The 18,119-nt window shown below is 60.4% G+C and carries 15 protein-coding genes; 4 read left to right on the forward strand and 11 right to left on the reverse strand.

The features are described 5' to 3' along the window. Positions 1-37: 37 nt before the first annotated feature. The 4 genes from guaA to C4J83_RS24895 all read right to left on the reverse strand — a co-directional run bounded on the left by guaA (position 38) and on the right by C4J83_RS24895 (position 4,727). A complete protein-coding gene (gene guaA, locus C4J83_RS24880) occupies positions 38-1,615 on the reverse strand; it encodes a glutamine-hydrolyzing GMP synthase (RefSeq protein WP_119736843.1) in 1,578 nt (525 codons plus the stop codon). Between the two features lie 84 nt (positions 1,616-1,699). Further along, the gene (guaB, locus tag C4J83_RS24885; protein ID WP_016977684.1) at positions 1,700-3,169 is read right to left on the reverse strand and encodes an IMP dehydrogenase; all 1,470 of its coding nucleotides are present in this window, start codon (positions 3,167-3,169) and stop codon (positions 1,700-1,702) included. A 104-nt stretch (positions 3,170-3,273) separates the two neighbouring features. Further along, positions 3,274-3,822, reverse strand: a complete 549-nt coding sequence (locus C4J83_RS24890; RefSeq protein ID WP_015885727.1) for a hypothetical protein — start codon at positions 3,820-3,822, stop codon at positions 3,274-3,276. Between the two features lie 137 nt (positions 3,823-3,959). Continuing rightward, positions 3,960-4,727 carry a sulfite exporter TauE/SafE family protein gene (locus tag C4J83_RS24895; protein ID WP_124418411.1) on the reverse strand — a complete coding sequence of 256 codons (768 nt, stop codon included), beginning with the start codon at positions 4,725-4,727 and terminating at the stop codon, positions 3,960-3,962. Between the two features lie 99 nt (positions 4,728-4,826). Between C4J83_RS24895 and C4J83_RS24900 the strand changes: the two genes are divergently transcribed. From C4J83_RS24900 to leuA, 4 genes are all read left to right on the forward strand, one after another. Next, entirely contained in the window at positions 4,827-5,717 is an 891-nt protein-coding gene (locus C4J83_RS24900) for a LysR family transcriptional regulator (protein ID WP_124418412.1), read from the forward strand. 10 nt (positions 5,718-5,727) lie between these two features. Next, positions 5,728-7,107, forward strand: a complete 1,380-nt coding sequence (xseA, locus tag C4J83_RS24905; protein WP_124418413.1) for an exodeoxyribonuclease VII large subunit — start codon at positions 5,728-5,730, stop codon at positions 7,105-7,107. A gap of 3 nt (positions 7,108-7,110) precedes the next feature. Then, complete coding sequence (locus C4J83_RS24910) at positions 7,111-7,932, forward strand: peptidoglycan DD-metalloendopeptidase family protein (RefSeq protein WP_124418414.1); 822 nt, start codon at positions 7,111-7,113, stop codon at positions 7,930-7,932. 428 nt (positions 7,933-8,360) lie between these two features. After that, the gene (leuA, locus tag C4J83_RS24920) at positions 8,361-10,040 is read left to right on the forward strand and encodes a 2-isopropylmalate synthase (RefSeq protein ID WP_083356880.1); all 1,680 of its coding nucleotides are present in this window, start codon (positions 8,361-8,363) and stop codon (positions 10,038-10,040) included. Positions 10,041-10,204: 164 nt separating this feature from the next. Here the strand turns inward: leuA and C4J83_RS24925 are convergent, their stop codons facing one another. From C4J83_RS24925 to ispG, 7 genes are all read right to left on the reverse strand, one after another. Further along, on the reverse strand, positions 10,205-10,996 hold the full coding sequence (locus tag C4J83_RS24925; RefSeq protein WP_124418415.1) for an amidohydrolase: 792 nt from the start codon (positions 10,994-10,996) through the stop codon (positions 10,205-10,207). Continuing rightward, on the reverse strand, positions 10,984-12,132 hold the full coding sequence (locus tag C4J83_RS24930; RefSeq protein ID WP_119736834.1) for a pyridoxal phosphate-dependent aminotransferase: 1,149 nt from the start codon (positions 12,130-12,132) through the stop codon (positions 10,984-10,986). The genes C4J83_RS24925 and C4J83_RS24930 overlap by 13 nt, the downstream gene beginning before the upstream one ends. A 134-nt stretch (positions 12,133-12,266) precedes the next feature. Further along, entirely contained in the window at positions 12,267-13,736 is a 1,470-nt protein-coding gene (gene der / locus C4J83_RS24935; RefSeq protein WP_106578275.1) for a ribosome biogenesis GTPase Der, read from the reverse strand. A gap of 134 nt (positions 13,737-13,870) precedes the next feature. Next, positions 13,871-15,022, reverse strand: a complete 1,152-nt coding sequence (gene bamB / locus C4J83_RS24940) for an outer membrane protein assembly factor BamB (protein WP_106578274.1) — start codon at positions 15,020-15,022, stop codon at positions 13,871-13,873. Next, entirely contained in the window at positions 15,015-15,632 is a 618-nt protein-coding gene (locus C4J83_RS24945; protein WP_177410102.1) for a tetratricopeptide repeat protein, read from the reverse strand. The genes bamB and C4J83_RS24945 overlap by 8 nt, the downstream gene beginning before the upstream one ends. A 65-nt stretch (positions 15,633-15,697) precedes the next feature. Beyond that, positions 15,698-16,987 (reverse strand): histidine--tRNA ligase, encoded by a 1,290-nt coding sequence (gene hisS / locus C4J83_RS24950; RefSeq protein WP_106578273.1) that lies wholly within the window; start codon positions 16,985-16,987, stop codon positions 15,698-15,700. A gap of 21 nt (positions 16,988-17,008) precedes the next feature. Next, positions 17,009-18,118, reverse strand: a complete 1,110-nt coding sequence (gene ispG / locus C4J83_RS24955; protein WP_071485714.1) for a flavodoxin-dependent (E)-4-hydroxy-3-methylbut-2-enyl-diphosphate synthase — start codon at positions 18,116-18,118, stop codon at positions 17,009-17,011. Position 18,119: the final 1 nt, after the last annotated feature.

Here is an 18,119-nt window from a genome sequence, read left to right on the forward strand (position 1 = left end):
GGGTTTTGTTATTTAGCGTTTACCTGCTAGCGCAGGATCATTCCCACTCAATCGTCGCCGGCGGCTTGCTCGAAACGTCATACGTCACGCGCGAAATACCTTCGATCTCATTGATGATACGGCCGCTGACAGTCTCCAGCAGCTCGTACGGCAGGTGTGCCCAACGGGCGGTCATGAAGTCGATAGTTTCCACCGCACGCAGTGCAACAACCCACGCATAACGACGGCCATCGCCCACAACGCCCACCGATTTCACCGGCTGGAACACCACGAATGCCTGGCTGACCTTGTGGTACCAGTCGGCTTTGCGCAGTTCTTCGATGAAGATGTGGTCGGCGCGACGCAGCAGGTCGGCGTATTCCTTCTTCACTTCACCGAGGATCCGCACGCCCAGGCCCGGGCCTGGGAATGGGTGGCGGTAGACCATGTCGTACGGCAGGCCGAGTTCCAGGCCCAGACGGCGGACTTCGTCCTTGAACAGCTCGCGCAGCGGTTCTACCAGCTTGAGGTTCATTTCCTCAGGCAGGCCACCCACGTTGTGGTGGGACTTGATCACGTGAGCCTTGCCGCTCTTGGCGCCGGCCGACTCGATCACGTCAGGGTAGATGGTGCCCTGGGCGAGGTACTTGATGTTGTCCAGTTTGTTGGACTGGGCATCGAATACGTCGATGAAGGTGCGGCCGATGATCTTGCGCTTCTTCTCTGGATCGGACTCGCCGGCCAGGTTGTTCAGGAACTGGTCTTCCGCGTTGGCGCGGATCACCTTGACGCCCATGTTCTCGGCGAACATGGCCATCACTTGCTCGCCTTCGTGCAGGCGCAGCAGGCCGTTGTCGACGAACACGCAGGTCAGCTGGTCGCCGATGGCTTTGTGCAACAGGGCAGCAACTACCGAGGAGTCAACGCCGCCGGACAGGCCAAGCAGCACGTTGTCGGTGCCGACCTGGGCGCGAACCTGGGCGATGGCGTCTTCAGCGATTTTCGACGGAGTCCACAGGGCTTCACACTCGCAGATGTCGAGGATGAAGCGCGACAGGATGCGCCCGCCTTGCTTGGTGTGGGTGACTTCGGGGTGGAACTGCACGCCGTAGTAACGACGCTCGTCGCTGAACATGCCGGCAATCGGGCAGCTCGGGGTGCTGGCCAGGATGTGGAAGTCTTCCGGCATCTTGGTGACCTTGTCACCGTGGCTCATCCACACGTCGAGGCCGAACAGGCCGTCGGCGTCGATGTGGTCTTCGATGCCGTCCAGCAGGCGGCTCTTGCCGACCACATCAACACGGGCGTAACCGAATTCACGCAGCTGGGAACCTTCAACCTTGCCGCCCAGTTGCTCGGCCATGGTCTGCATGCCGTAGCAGATACCGAAGACGGGCACGCCCAGGTCGAATACGGCTTGCGGGCAGCGCGGGCTGTTGGCTTCGTGCACGGACTCGGGGCCGCCGGCGAGGATGACGCCTTTAGGGGCGAATTCGCGAATCGCTTCGTCATCCATGTCGAACGGGTGCAGTTCGCAGTACACGCCGATTTCGCGCACGCGGCGGGCGATCAGCTGGGTGTACTGGGAACCGAAGTCGAGGATCAGGATGCGGTGGGCGTGAATGTCGAGGGCCATGAGGATCAGTCTCGTCTATGTAATTCAGAAACAACTCGGGGCTGAATAAAACAGCCCCGGTTACTTAACATTTTGCTGGAAGCCTCAACCTACGCGGTAGTTTGGCGCTTCCTTGGTGATCTGCACGTCGTGGACATGGGATTCAGCCATGCCGGCGCCGGTGATTCGTACAAACTCAGGCTTGGTACGCATTTCTTCGATGTCGGCGCTGCCGGTGTAGCCCATCGAGGAACGCAGGCCGCCCATCAGTTGATGGATGATCGCGCTCAAGGTGCCTTTGTACGGCACACGGCCTTCGATGCCTTCCGGTACGAGCTTCTCGGCGCCTGCCGAGGAGTCCTGGAAGTAACGGTCGGAAGAGCCTTGCGCCTGGGACATGGCGCCCAGCGAACCCATGCCGCGGTAAGCCTTGTACGAACGACCCTGGAACAGTTCGATCTCGCCCGGCGCTTCTTCAGTACCGGCGAACATCGAGCCCATCATCACGCAGGAAGCACCGGCTACGATGGCCTTGGACAGGTCACCGGAGAAACGGATGCCGCCGTCGGCGATCAACGGAACGCCGGTGCCTTCAAGGGCAGCGGCGACGTTGGCGATGGCGCTGATTTGTGGCACGCCCACACCGGCGACGATACGCGTGGTGCAGATCGAGCCCGGGCCGATACCGACCTTGACGGCGTCGGCGCCCGCTTCGGCCAGGGCCTTGGCGGCAGCGCCGGTGGCAATGTTGCCGCCGATCACTTGCACGTCAGGGAAATTCTGTTTGACCCAGCGCACGCGGTCGATCACGCCTTTGGAGTGACCGTGGGCGGTGTCGACCACCACCACGTCAACGCCGGCAGCGACCAGGGCCGAAACGCGATCGCCGGTGTCTTTACCGGTGCCGACCGCAGCGCCAACGCGCAGACGACCTTGGTCATCCTTGCTGGCCAGCGGGTAAGCCTTGGCTTTTTCGATGTCGTTGACGGTCATCATGCCTTTGAGGGCGAATTTGTCGTCGACGATCAGCACGCGCTCGATGCGGTGCTTGTGCAGCAGCTCGCGCACATCGTTCTTGTCGGCGCCTTCCTTGACAGTCACGAGGCGCTCTTTAGGCGTCATCACTTCGCGGACGGTGACTTCAAGACGGTTCTCGAAACGCACGTCACGGGAGGTGACGATGCCGACCAGGTCGCCATCGTGCAGTACCGGGACGCCGGAGATGTTGTGCAGGCGGGTCAGGTCGAACAGGTCACGCACGGTGGCGTCGGCTTCGATGGTGATTGGATCTTTCACCACACCGGCTTCGTAACGCTTGACCTTGCGCACTTCGGCAGCTTGCTGCTCGATGGTCATGTTCTTGTGGATGATGCCGATGCCGCCTTCCTGAGCCATGGCGATTGCCAAACGGGCTTCGGTGACGGTGTCCATGGCAGCGGAAACCAGGGGAATATTCAGCTCGATGCCACGGGTTAGGCGGGTCTTGAGACTGACTTCGTTAGGAAGCACCTCGGAATAACCGGGCACTAGGAGAATGTCGTCGAATGTCAGAGCTTCTTGGCTGATACGCAGCATCGCGGGGGCTCCCGAGCGGGAAAATGGAAGCGCGCCATTATATACATGCACCCTGTCAGGCTCAATGTAAAACTCTGACAAACTTGGTAATACTGATAGAAGGGTTAAAGCTCGACTTTGACCCAACTCATCTTTTGGTCCAGCCAATCGGCGAATTCGTCGATAAAGCTTTGCTTGAAGCCCGCCTCTGCCCAGTTGTTGAAAATGAAACCCAGGTTGGAAAACCCGCATTCCTGCAGGAACAGAAACCCGTTGATGTCGTCTTCATGCCCACACAAAGGGCAGGTGAAGTTGTCTGTGTGGCCGGGCATCCAGTCTTCCAGGCTTTCGAACAGCGCCTCGCCGACTTCCTTGAGGCATTCAGGGCAGCCGGCTTCTTCGAGAAAACCCTTGGCCGGCGTATAGATGCAGCGTTTGTAGATAATCTCGAGGCCATTGATCGGCTCGTTGAACGGCAGCGCTTCGGGGTGCAACACCACGGCACGGGCGCCGTCGGCCAGGGCGTAGGCCATGCGATTGCCGGTGCGCCCGCAGGTGGTCAGCTCTTCCTTGATGATGTTCTTGCGCACCAGCCAGCGCACGATTGCCCGCGCGCGGGGTTCGTGGACGGGCAAGGTGGAAATTTTCGGGACAAGGATGCTTTGGGAGTTCATGAGAGTCCTGCGGTGTGGCTTCTGGCCTCATCGCGGGCAAGCCCGGCTCCCACATTGGAATGCGATCAACTGTGGGAGCCGGGCTTGCCCGCGATGAGGCCCTAGAGCCCGGCAGCTTAATCCCTGACACCCACAGGTCAAGTACTCAAGTAACGGGCGATCAACGCAATGCCGCTCGCCAACACCAGCCAAGTCACCCACCGCACAAACGCCTCACGCGACATCCGCATCGTCAGCCTGCGCCCAACCCACAGCCCCAGGGCCATCGCCGGCAACAGGCACAGCGCCAACATCAACAGCGGCCAATCAGCGTACACCCCGGCAATCAGGAACAAACTCAAGCGCACCACTGTGCTGCAACTGATCAACGCACTTTGCGTGGCCCGCGCCGCGTCCTTGGGCAAACGACTGTTCAGGTAGATCGCATATAAAAAGCCGCCACTGCCAAATAAGGCACCAAACAACCCACCGACCGTGCCCATGGGAATCGACCAGCCCGCCGCCAGCTGCGTCGGCCGCGCCTTTACCGCCAGGCTGTAAATCGCATAGGCGCTGATAAACAGCCCCATCAACAGCAGCAACAGGTCCGAATGCAGATTGAGCAAAAACACCACCCCAAGCGTGCAACCGATAGCCATGCACGGCAGCAATCGCAACAGCTCCGGCTTGTTCACCTCCCGCCGCGATTGCAGCAGGTTGCCAAAGGCCGCGACAAAGTCGAGCAACACCAGCAGCGGGATGATTTTCGACAACGGCATAAACACAATCAGAATCGGCCCCGCGACCAGCGCCGTACCAAAGCCTGCGATACCAAACACGATGTAGGCCACGACAATGCCGAGGCCGATCACCAGCCAATCAACGCCGCTAAACGACCACTGACTCATCAGCTCAACCGGGCTCATGGGCACTTCCTTGAAAGAGATGACGTGCACTTTAGCCATCGGCGAGTGTTGCGACTAATATCTTCAAAGCCCCCCACTCATCTCGAAAAGGCATGACGCGTGATTTCCACTCGCCAACTGCGCTACTTCGTCGAAATCGCCGACAGCGGCAGCTTCAGCGCCGCCGCCGAACGCCTGTTTGTGGCGCAATCGGCCCTGAGCCGACAGATCAAAGAGCTGGAAACCCAGCTGCAAACGCCACTGTTCGAACGCACCGCGCGCCAACCCCGGCTGACGGCGGCCGGCGAAGCCTTTTACCCACGGGCGCGCAACCTGCTGAGCGAGTTGCTCAAGGCCGGCGAAATGGCCACCCAGGTGGGCCATGGCAAGCTGGGCACGTTGCGCCTGAGCCATTCGAGCACCGTGCCGATGAGCGGGCACTTGTTGAAAGCCATCAGCACCTGGCTGGAGCGCTGCCCTGGCGTGTCGATGGACATCGTCAAACTGTCCTCCGAGGCGCAACTTGAGGAAATCGCCGAGGGTCGGCTTGAAGTCGGGCTGTTGCGCTTACCGGTGTTGCGCCAACGCGAAGGTGTCCGGGTGGTGCCCTTGTACAACGAACAGCTGGTGCTGGCTGTGCCGCCTGATCACGCGCTGGCGCGCAGCAATGCACCTGTCGAACTGGAACAGCTCAAGGACGAAGTGTTTATCTCGATCCCCCATCCCCAACGCGGCGGCCTGAGTTATCTGTCAGCCGAACTCTGCATGCGCGCAGGATTTTTCCCCAAGGCTGCACGGGTGATGTCACGCAAAACCACGCAGCTGCAACTGATCCAGGCCGGTTTCGGAATTGCCTTGTTACCAAAATCCATGCAGGACATCGCACCCGCCAACCTGCACTTTTTGCCCCTGGCTGATCCGGACTGCCTCAGCACCGTGGCCCTGGCCTGCGCGCAGACGCCGAGCGCGCTGGTCGAGCAATTCTGCCAAACCTTGCGCGAATGCCTATAAACTGCCGCCCATGATTAAAGATCCTTTTGCCCGTCTGGGCCTGGACCGCGAAGTCCTGACTGTCAGCCAGCTCAACGGCCGCGCGCGGGTGTTGCTGGAAGACGTGTTCACCAATATCTGGGTCGAAGGCGAGATCTCCAACCTCGCCCGCCCGGCGTCCGGCCATGTGTACTTCACCCTCAAGGACAGCGGCGCCCAGGTACGTTGCGCGTTGTTTCGCAACAATGCCGCACGGGTGCGCCAAGCCTTGAAGGATGGTTTGGCGGTCAAAGTGCGCGGCAAGGTCTCGCTGTTCGAAGGCCGTGGCGACTATCAATTGATCCTCGACACCGTAGAGCCCGCCGGTGATGGCGCGCTGCGCCTGGCCTTTGATGCGTTGAAGGAAAAGCTCAGCGCCGAAGGCTTGTTCAGTGCCGAACGCAAGGTGCCACTGCCGGCGCATCCTCGGCGCATTGGCATCATCAGTTCGCCCACAGGTGCGGTGGTCCGCGACATCATCAGCGTGTTCGGCCGCCGCGCGCCGAACGTTGAATTAACGCTGATCCCGACGGCCGTGCAAGGCCGCGAGGCCGTGTCGCAGATTGTGCGCGCCCTCAAGCTGGCCGACGCACGCGGCTTCGACGCGTTGATCCTCGCTCGCGGCGGCGGCTCTCTGGAAGATCTGTGGTGCTTCAACGAAGAAGCCGTGGCGCGTGCGGTGGACGCGTGCGTAACGCCGATTGTCAGCGCCGTCGGCCATGAAACCGATGTGTCGATCTGCGACTTCGTGGCCGACGTGCGCGCGCCCACGCCCTCCGCTGCCGCCGAATTGCTCGCCCCCGATGCCAGCCATTTGGTGCGCCAGGTCGAAAACCTGCACCGCCGCCTGGTGATGCTGATGCGCAATCGCCTCAGTCACGAGCGCCTGCGCCTGGAAGGCATGGCCCGCCGCCTGCGTCACCCCGGCGAACGTCTGCGTCAACAGGCCCAGCGCCTGGATGACCTGGACATGCGCATGCGCCGCGCCTTCGAACGCAGCCTCAATACCCGCCGCGAACGCCTGATCCGCCTGGAAACCCGCCTCGCCGGTCAGCACCCCGGCCGTCAACTGGCCCTGCTGCGCCAGCGCCTGGACAGCCTCGCCGAACGCCTGCCGCGCGCCATGCGCGAAGGCCTCAAGGCGCGTCGCTTGCAACTGCAAAGCCAGGTGCAGACGCTGCAAGTGGTCAGCCCACTGGCGACCCTGGGCCGTGGCTATAGCATTTTGCTGGACGAACGTGGCCAGGCGATCCGCAACGCCGCGCAAACCCACACCGGCCAGCGCCTGACCGCGCGCCTCGGTGAAGGCCAATTGCAGGTGCGGGTGGAAGATAACCACCTGACGCCCGTCACCCTTTCGTTATTGGATTGATTGATGTCCCGTCTATTTAGCCTGCTGATGCTGTTGTGCCTCACCTTCAATGCCCATGCCGACAGCTACATCACTCGGCTGCTGAACAAGCCGGTGCCGGGCGGCGTCGCAGTGGTCGATCTGGGTGCGGCGGCAACCGCGCCCAAAGCCACCTATCAGAACAGGCCGGTGTTGGTGGTCAAGGAACAGAACACCTGGCTGGCGATTGTCGGGATTCCCCTGACGGTTAAACCCGGCACCCAACGCCTCACCAGCGGTGGGCAAACCCTGCCGTTTGTGGTGGGCTTCAAGAAATACCCCGAGCAGCACATCACCCTGAAAAACAAAAGCCAGGTCAATCCTGACCCGGCACAGCTCAAGCGCATCGAGGGCGAACTGGCGGTCCAGCTCAAGGCTTACCGCAGTTTCAGTCCAAACACGCCCAGCAACTTACTGCTGGATAAACCCGTGAACGGGCCGCTGTCGAGCAAGTTTGGCGTACGCCGGTTCTTTAACGGCGAGGAGCGCAACCCGCATTCGGGCCTCGACTTCGCCGTCGGTGCCGGCACACCGATCAAGACCCCGGCGGCCGGTAAAGTCATCCTTACCGGCAATTACTTCTTCAACGGCAACACCGTCTTTGTCGACCATGGCCAGGGCTTTATCAGCATGTTCTGCCATATGTCCAAGATCGACGTGAAGGTGGGCGACCAACTGGCGCGCGGCGCGGTGGTGGGCAAGGTCGGCTCGACGGGCCGCGCCACCGGGCCGCACATGCATTGGAACATCAGCCTTAACGATGCACGAGTCGACCCGGCGATCTTTATTGGCGCGTTCCAGCCCTGATATAAATATTGAACATACCGGCCTCATCGCGGGCAAGCCCGGCTCCCACAGGTGATCGCGATTCCCTGTGGGAGCCGGGCTTGCCCGCGATGGCGCCAGGTCTGCCAACACAATTGCGCCCCTAATAAAGGCCACGCAATTAAAATCAACTCTCAGCTACAAACCCGCCATAAAATCTCGCACGCCCGCCAGATAGCAGAACTTATCTCAATTTTTCTCGACAGCTTGCCATCTTTCACCCCGGCGGTTAGGGTTGAGCTTATGAAAACCTCTCACACCCTCATTCAGCTCCGCCAGCACCGCAGCCTGTGCCTCGTCAGCGCACGACTGCCAGGCTGAATCGATCTGCCTCGTCTTCTTGCTTTATCCCTAAAAACAGTTCTACGGCAGGCCGCCTTTTCTCGGCCCCTACAACAAAGGATTTCCCGATGAGCATGCTCAAAGACCCGTCTTCGAAGTACCGTGCGTTCCCGACCATCGATATCCCGGACCGCACCTGGCCGTCGAAAACCATCACCGAAGCGCCGATCTGGTGCAGTTCCGACTTGCGTGATGGCAACCAGTCGCTGATCGAGCCGATGGACGCCGCAAAAAAACTGCGTTTCTGGAAGACCCTGGTTGCGGTGGGCGTGAAGGAAATCGAAGCCTCGTTCCCGGCTGCTTCGCAAACCGACTTTGACTTCGTGCGCACCCTGATCGAAGACAACCATATCCCCGAGGACACCACCATCCAGGTGCTGACCCAGGGCCGTGAAGACTTGATCGCACGCACCTTCGAATCCCTGCGCGGCGCCAAAAAGGCCATCGTGCACTTGTACAACGCCACTTCGCCGTCCTTCCGCCGCATCGTGTTCAATCAGGACAAGGACGGCATCAAGGCCATTGCGGTCAACGCCGCCAAGCTGTTCGTCAAATACGCCGCCCAGCAGCCGGAAACCCAATGGACCTTCGAATATTCCCCGGAAACCTTCAGCGCCACTGAGCTGGAGTTCGCCAAAGAAGTGTGTGACGCGGTGATCGAGGTGTGGAACCCGACGCCTGAGCACAAGATGATCCTCAACCTGCCCGCCACCGTCGAGTGCGCGACGCCGAACATCTATGCCGACCAGATCGAGTGGTTCGGTCGTCATATCAACCGCCGCGACAGCGTGATCATCAGTCTGCATACGCACAACGACCGTGGCACCGGCGTAGCCGCCACCGAACTGGGCCTGATGGCCGGCGCCGACCGTGTCGAAGGCTGCCTGTTCGGCAACGGCGAGCGCACCGGTAACGTCGACCTCGTGACCGTGGCACTGAACATGTACACCCAGGGTCTCGACCCACAACTGGACTTCTCCGACATCGACGGCGTGCGCAAAGTCGTCGAGGAATGCAACCAGATCCAAGTGCACCCACGCCACCCATACGTCGGCGATCTGGTGCACACCGCGTTCTCTGGCTCCCACCAGGACGCGATCCGCAAGGGCTTCACCCAGCAGAAAGCCGACGCGCTGTGGGAAGTGCCGTATTTGCCGATCGACCCGGCCGACATTGGCCGCAGCTACGAAGCGGTGATTCGTGTGAACAGCCAGTCGGGCAAAGGCGGCATCGCCTACCTGCTGGAGCAGGAATACGACATCAGCTTGCCGCGCCGCATGCAGATCGAATTCAGCCAGGTGGTCCAGGCTGAAACCGACCGCGTGGGTCTTGAGATGACCGCGCCACAGATCTACGCCTTGCTGCAACGTGAATACCTGCAAGCCAACACGCCGTACGCGCTGGTCAGCCATCGTCTGCAGGAAGAAAACGGCAACAGCTTTGTCGAAGTGGAAGTCTCGGGCAAAGGCCAGGGCGAAACCAACCTGCACTGGAAAGGCAAAGGCAACGGCGCTCTGGAAGCGCTGGTGGCTGGCTTGCCGATTGGCGTAGAGATCATGGACTACAACGAACATGCCATCGGGGCAGGCACCAACGCCAAGGCAGCGGCCTACATTGAGCTGCGTGTGAATGGCGAGCGTCCGGTGCATGGCGTGGGCATTGATGAAAACATCACCACGGCCAGCTTCAAGGCACTGTTCAGTGCCCTGAACCGCTCGTTGAGCCAGCAGGAAGCGAAAGCGGCGTAAGCGGGTTCGTGGAAATGCAAAAGGCCCCTGGGTGAGCACTCAGGGGCTTTTTTGTTGGGCGCAGGATTTGTGGGGTCAGTAAGTGCCTCTTCGCGGGCAAACCCGCTCCCACAGGCGCAATGCATTCCAAATGTGGGAGCGGGCTTGCTCGCGAAAGCGGTCTTTCAGACAAACTCAAACCTGTCTGCGTCAAGGTTCGCCGGAAATTTTTCGCGATACGCCGCCAGCTCTGCCGCCTCCAGGCACACCTGAAACACGCCATCCGCCTCCCCTGCACTCAGCAAGGTCTCGCCCTGGAAATCCAGCACCTGACTGTCTCCGGTGTAGGCAAAGCCCTTCCCATCCGTGCCCACCCGGTTCACCGCCGCCACGTAGCACAGGTTTTCGATCGCGCGCGCTGGCAGCAAACGGTTCCAGTGCAGGCGCCGCGCACCCGGCCAGTTGGCGGTGTACAGCAGCAAGTCAGTGTCCTGAGCATCACGGCTCCACACCGGGAAGCGCAGGTCATAGCAAATCAACGGCCGAATACGCCAACCCTTCAATTCGAACTGCACCTGGCGCTCACCCGGCGTGTAGTGATCGTGCTCGCCCGCCATACGGAACAAGTGGCGCTTGTCGTAGTGCAACACCTCGCCGTCCGGCCGCGCCCACAGCAGGCGGTTGCGATGACTGCCATCGGCGGCCTGGATAATCACACTGCCGGTGATCACGGCGTTGTACTTCGCCGCCTGAGCCTGGAGCCAGTGATGGGTCGGGCCGTTTTCCCGTTCAGCAAGGGTCTGCGACTCCATTGAAAACCCGGTGGTGAACATCTCCGGCAGCACAATCAGGTCGGCCCCTTTGGCCTGCTCCAGCAACAGCTCGAAATGTTCCAGGTTGGCCTGACGGTCATGCCACACCAGGCTGGTCTGCACCAGGGCGATGTTCAGGTTGGGTAATGCACTCAGATCACGCATAGTTTTTCGGCTGCTTGTTGCAGCGTCTCCTCGCGTTTGGCAAAGCACAGGCGCACCAGGCGCTGGCCTTGGGGTGGGTTCTGGTAGAACACCGAGACCGGGATCGTCGCCACGCCGTGCTCGCGGGTCATCCACAGCGACATGGCGACGTCATCCAGGTCCGGGCGAATCTGTGAGTAATCCACCAATTGGAAGTAAGTACCGGTCACCCGGGCAAAGCTGAAGCGCGACGGCGCCAGCAAGTCGCAGAACAGGTCGCGCTTGGCCTGGTAGAAAGCCGGCAATTGTTCGACATGTTCCGGGTGATCGGCCATGAAGTCCGCCAAAGCGTACTGCAAAGGGGTCACGCCGCAGAAGTTGACATATTGATGCACCTTGCGCAGTTCAGCGGTCAGCGCCGGTGGCGCGACCACGTAGCCGGTTTTCCAGCCGGTGACGTGGTAAGTCTTGCCGAAAGAGCTGACCACGAACGCACGCTGATACAGTTCTTCATGGGCCAATACGCTGACATGGGGCACGCCGTCGAACACCAAGTGTTCGTAGACTTCATCGCTGACCAGATAGATATCGCGGTCGCGGACCAATTCGGCCAACTGGTCCAGCTCGGCGCGGCTGATCAGTGCGCCGGTCGGGTTGTGCGGGGTGTTGAGGATGATCATGCGCGTGCGCGGCGACAGCGCGGCCTTGATCTTTTCAAAGTCCAGGGAGAAGCCCTGCAGGCTCAGTTGCACATGCACGCAGCGACCGCCGGCCAGCTCGACCGAGGGCTCGTAGCTGTCGTAGCAGGGGTCGAACACGATGACTTCATCGCCGTTGCGGATCACCGCCTGAATCGCACAGAAAATCGCGGCAGTGGCGCCGGGAGTAATGGTCACTTCGCTGTCAGGATTAACCGTTGCGCCGTAGCTGCGGGCGATCTTGGCCGCCACTTGCTGGCGCAGGGCTGGCAAACCGGTCATCGGTGAATACTGGTTATGCCCGCTGGCAACGTGCTGGCCCACCGCATCGAGCAACGCCTTGGGTCCATTGAAATCGGGAAAGCCCTGGGACAGGTTGAGCGCGCCGGTCTCGGCAGCGAGTTGCGACATGGTGGTGAAAATGGTCGTACCGACATTCGGCAGCTTGCTGGTGATCATGGGAGCCCCCTTCGGGTGAGCTGCAAGTTTTAAGCTGCAAGCTGCAAGCAGGTCAAGCCAGCAATCCATCAGGCACAAAAAAGGGCTCAAAGAGCCCTCTCTTGCAGCGTGTAGCTTAGAACTTGAAGCGGCGCTTATTTCTTGTCGCGGCGCTTCTTGTCGGCCTTCTTGTGGTGAGTCATCAAACGACGCTTCTTGTTCACCTGACGGTCAGTCAATGTGTTCTTGTTGCCTTCGTATGGGTTCTCGCCACCTTTGAACTCGATACGGATCGGCGTACCGACCAGTTTCAAGACACGGCGGTAGGTGTTTTCCAGGTAACGCACATAGGACTTTGGCACTTTCTCGATCTGGTTACCGTGGATCACGATAATCGGCGGGTTGGCACCACCCAAGTGGGCGTAACGCAGTTTGATCCGGCGGTTGTTGACCATCGGTGGCGCGTGCTCGCCAACCGCGTCTTCCAGGATCTGGGTCAGACGGTTGGTCGGCCAGCGGGTGACCGCGGACTTGAACGAGTTCTGTACGGACGCGTAGAGGTTACCCACGCCAGTGCCGTGCAGTGCCGAGATAAAGTGGATATCGGCGAACTCAACAAAGAACAGGCGACGCTGCAGCTCGATCTTGACGAAATCGCGCTCGCTCGGCGTCATGCCGTCCCACTTGTTGATCGCGATCACCAGGGCGCGACCGGCTTCCAGGGCAAAGCCCAGCAAGTTGAGGTCGTGGTCCACCACGCCTTCGCGGGCGTCCATCACGAAGATCACCACGTTGGCGTCTTTGATCGCTTGCAGGGTTTTGACCACCGAGAACTTTTCAACTTCCTCGTGGATCTTGCCGCGCTTGCGCACACCGGCGGTGTCGATCAGCGTGTACTTCTCGTCGTTACGCTCGAACGGGATGTAGATACTGTCGCGGGTGGTACCGGGCTGGTCATAAACGATTACGCGGTCTTCACCGAGCATGCGGTTAACCAGGGTCGACTTGCCAACGTTCGGGCGGCCGATGATGGCAATCTTGATACCGTCTTTTTCGCTCGGGCCAGGAATGCGCTTGGCTTCCTCACCTTCGGCGACGATCTCCTCGATGCCTTCTTCTTCCTCGGCGTCATCCTTAGGGAAGTCGCGCAGGGCGATTTCCAGCATCTGGGTGATACCGCGACCGTGAGCACCGGCGACCGGGATCGCGTCGCCCAGGCCCATCGGGCTGAACTCGGCACGGGCCGCCTCAGGATCGATGTTATCGATCTTGTTGGCGACCAGATAGGAACGCTTGTTGCGCTTGCGCAGGTGCTCGCCAATCATCTGGTCGGCAGCGGTGTAGCCCGCGCGGGCGTCCACCAGGAACAACACGACATCGGCTTCTTCGATAGCGAGCAGCGACTGCTCGGCCATCTTTTCGTCCATGCCATGCTCGTCACCGGAGATACCACCGGTGTCGACAATAATGTAGGAGCGCCCTTGCCACTTTGCCTCACCGTATTGGCGATCACGGGTCAGACCGGACAAGTCGCCGACGATGGCGTCGCGAGTCCTGGTCAGGCGGTTGAACAAGGTGGACTTGCCGACGTTAGGTCGGCCCACCAGGGCGATTACGGGAACCATGCGGCTCTCCACTTCGTTATTTCAGAAAATACAAAAGCCGCTGCAAGGCAGCGGCTGGTGCTCGGGGCAGCATATTTAAATGCCGCATGCCCCGCCGAAGCGGGGCCGCCTGGGTTTTACCCCAAGCATAGTTCTTACTTGATGGTCAGGGCTTCCAGCTTGCCGCTGTTGCCATACACGTAAAGCATGTTACCCACGACCAGCGGACGGGCACGCAGGCCGTCGCTGTCGATACGCTCGCGGCCGACAAAACGACCGTCCACTTGGCTCAGCAGATGCAGGTAACCTTCGAAGTCGCCTACCGCTACGTAGCTGGAGAACACTTCCGGTGCCGACAGTTGACGGCGGGCCAGAGAGTCGTTGCTCCACAATGCAGTGGTGGAACGCTCATCGACACTTTCAACGGTGCCGGACGCCAGGCTTACGTAGACGCTGCCAAACCCTTGGGCGACACCGGCATAACTGGAAGCATCACGCTGCCAGTTGATGCGGCCGCTTTGCAGGTCCAGCGCCGCAACACGGCCCTGGTAGGTGGCCACGTAAAGGGTTTCGCCCGACAGCAGCAAGCCGCCGTCGATGTCCACAACGCGATCCAGTTCGGAACGACCTTGAGGGATTGCCACACGGGTTTCCCAGGCCGGCACGCCGTTCTGGGTATCCAGGGCGACCACTTTACCGGTCGACAGGCCTGCAACGGCCAGGTTGTTGGTCACAATCGGACCACTGGTACCGCGCAGCGTCAGCACCGCAGGGGTGCTGTCGTACAACCAACGCTGGTTGCCGGTGGCGGCGTCCAGGCCGATCACACGGTCATCCTGGGTCTGCACCACTACGACATCGCCGTTGGTGGCAGGCGCTGCGAGCACTTCACTGGTCACACGAGCGCGCCATTTCTCTTCGCCCGTCGCCGAGTCCAGAGCAACCACGTCGCCCTTGAGCGTACCGACCAGCACCATGCCGTAGCCGACACCCACGCCACCGGAAACCGGCAGCTCGAGGTCTTTCTTCCACTTCACGTCGCCATTCATGCGATCCATGGCAATGATCACGCCAGTGGAGTCAGTGGCCACAATGTTTTCGCCGTCGATTGCCGGCTGCAGCAGGTTGTACAGGTCGCCCTGGCCATCACCGACGGAGCGGCTCCACTGCTTTTGCAGAACCACTTCTTCCTTGAAGCTGGTCAGCTCGGCCGGAGGCAGTTCTTTTTTACTGTTGCTGCTGCAACCCGCGGCCAGAACGGCCAGAGCCAGCAATGCTGCATGTTTCCAACGGATCACGTCACGCATCCCCTTTGGCCAAGTCGTCCAGCTTGATTTGTAAGCCACCGACTGCCGCTTCATCAGACAGCGCCGCCTTGGCTTTTTGGTACGCAGCATGGGCTTCGTCGGTACGACCCAATTGGACCAACAGGTCGCCCTTGAGCTCTTCACGAGTGGCCACAAATGCTTTGTCAGCATCGCCGTCGAGCAGTTTGAGTGCTTCGTCAGCCTTGTTCTGTGCCGCCAATACCTGTGCCAGGCGCTGACGTGCGATTTCACCCAGGGTCGGGTTGGTCGGCTTGTCGGCGATGGCCTTCAGTTCGGTCGCGGCGTCATCCAGCTTGCCGGTGTCCACCGCAACTTTTGCGACGAACAGGCTGCCGTACTGGGCGTAGGTGCTACCGCCGAATTCGCTTTTGAGCTTGCCGGCCAGGTCTGCAACCTGGGCAGGATCAGGCTTGCCGTCCGGCGTGAGCGTGGTTTCCAGCAATTGCTGATAGAGGACCGAGGCGCCTTGGGACTGGTTGGCCTGATACTTGTGCCAGGCTTGCCAGCCGAACACCACCACTAAAGCCAGCAGACCGCCGGTAACCAGGGGCTTGCCGTTACGCTGCCACCAGTCCTTGAACTCGGCCATCTGCTCATCATCAGTACTCGACACCCCAATACTCCTTAATCGCTAAATTCGGCTGTTCGACAGCTTCAACCCTGCACGACGCAGGTGGCCAAGTGCGCGGCAAGCGCATCAAAGGCAATGTTCTGTTGCTCGCCCTGGCCACGCAGGGGTTTGAAACCTATCACTTGCTGGGCCAGCTCGTCATCGCCGAGGATCAGTGCATACAGCGCACCGCTCTTGTCGGCCTTCTTGAACTGGCTCTTGAAGCTGCCGGCGCCGGCATTGACCTGCAGGCGCAGGTTCGGCAGTTGGTCGCGTACTTTCTCGCTCAGGGCCAGGGCGGCCAGTTCGGCGGCCTCGCCAAAGGCGCACAGGTACACATCCACCTGACGGGAAATTTCTTCCGGAACCTGCTCCAGGGTTTCGAGCAGCAGGATCAGCCGCTCGATGCCCATGGCAAAGCCCACGCCCGTGGTCGGCTTGCCGCCCATTTGCTCAACCAGGCCGTCGTAGCGACCACCGGCACACACGGTGCCCTGAGCGCCGAGTTTGTCGGTGACCCACTCGAATACGGTCTTGCTGTAGTAATCGAGACCACGCACCAGTTTCGGGTTGATCACGTAGGGAATACCGGCCGCATCCAGACGAGCCTTGAGGCCCTCGAAGTGCGTGCGCGATTCGTCGTCCAGGTAGTCGGCCATTTTCGGCGCATCGACCAGTACGGCCTGGGTGTCGGCGTTCTTGGTATCCAGTACACGCAACGGGTTGGTTTTCAGACGGCGCTGGCTGTCTTCATCCAACTTGTCCAGGTGCGCGGACAGGTACTCGACCAGGGCTTCGCGATAGCGGCCCCGGGATTCGCTGGTGCCCAGGCTGTTGAGTTCGAGTTTGACCGCGTCGCGGATACCCAGTTGGCCCCATAGGCGCCAGGTCAGCACGATCAGCTCGGCGTCGATGTCCGGACCATCCAGGTTGAAGACTTCGCAACCGATCTGGTGGAACTGACGGTAGCGACCTTTCTGCGGGCGCTCGTGGCGGAACATCGGGCCGATGTACCACAGCTTCTGGGTCTGGCCGCCACCCGTGATGCCATGCTCGAGCACGGCGCGCACGCACGCAGCTGTGCCTTCCGGACGCAGGGTCAGGGAGTCGCCGTTGCGGTCTTCAAAGGTGTACATCTCTTTTTCGACGATGTCGGTCACTTCACCGATAGAGCGCTTGAACAGCTCGGTGAATTCGACGATCGGCATGCGGATCTGCTTGTAACCGTAGTTATCCAGCAGGCGCGCGACCGTGCTTTCGAAGTAGCGCCACAACGGCGTCTGCTCCGGCAGGATGTCGTTCATGCCACGAATGGCTTGCAGAGACTTGCTCACATCTAATCCTTAAATTCGTTCTTAGCCGCGCGCGATCAGCGCTGCGTCAGCCGCGACCTTCTCGGCCGCTTTCTCGCGGATCAGTCTTTCGAGCTCATCCACCAGATTGTCATTCGTCAACTTCTGCGACGGCTTGCCGTCGATGTAAATCAGGTTGGGCGTACCGCCAGTCAGGCCGATGTGCGCCTCTTTGGCTTCACCCGGGCCGTTAACCACACAGCCAATCACCGCAACATCCAGTGGCACCAGCAAGTCTTCGAGGCGCCCTTCCAGTTCGTTCATGGTTTTCACCACGTCGAAGTTCTGCCGCGAGCAGCTCGGGCAGGCAATGAAGTTGATGCCACGGGAACGCAAATGCAGGGATTTGAGAATGTCGTAACCGACCTTCACTTCCTCTACCGGGTCCGCCGCCAGGGAGATGCGGATAGTATCGCCAATCCCTTCGGCGAGCAGCATACCGAGACCTACCGCAGATTTCACTGTGCCTGAGCGCAAACCGCCCGCTTCAGTGATACCCAGGTGCAGCGGCTGCACGATTTCCTTGGCCAGCAGGCGGTAGGCTTCTACCGCCATGAACACGTCGGAAGCCTTTACGCTGACCTTGAAGTCCTGGAAATTCAGGCGTTCAAGGTGCTCAACGTGGCGCAGCGCCGATTCAACCAGCGCGGCCGGGGTCGGTTCGCCGTATTTCTTCTGCAGGTCTTTTTCCAGGGAACCGGCGTTGACACCGATGCGGATCGGAATGCCGCGATCACGGGCAGCATCCACCACTGCGCGCACACGGTCTTCGCGACCAATGTTGCCCGGGTTGATGCGCAGGCAATCGACGCCCAACTCGGCGACACGCAAGGCAATTTTGTAATCGAAGTGAATGTCGGCAACCAGCGGCACCTTGACCAGCTGCTTGATGCGGCCGAAGGCTTCGGCAGCGTCCATGTCTGGCACGGAAATCCGCACGATGTCTACGCCGGCCGCTTCCAGACGGTTGATCTGGGCGACGGTGGCGGCGACATCATTGGTGTCGCTGTTGGTCATGCTCTGCACCGCGATGGGGGCATCGCCACCCACCGGCACCGAGCCGACCCAGATCTTGCGCGATACGCGACGTTTGATTGGAGATTCGCCGTGCATG

The organism is Pseudomonas sp. LBUM920 (assembly GCF_003852315.1).
Classification (GTDB): domain Bacteria; phylum Pseudomonadota; class Gammaproteobacteria; order Pseudomonadales; family Pseudomonadaceae; genus Aquipseudomonas.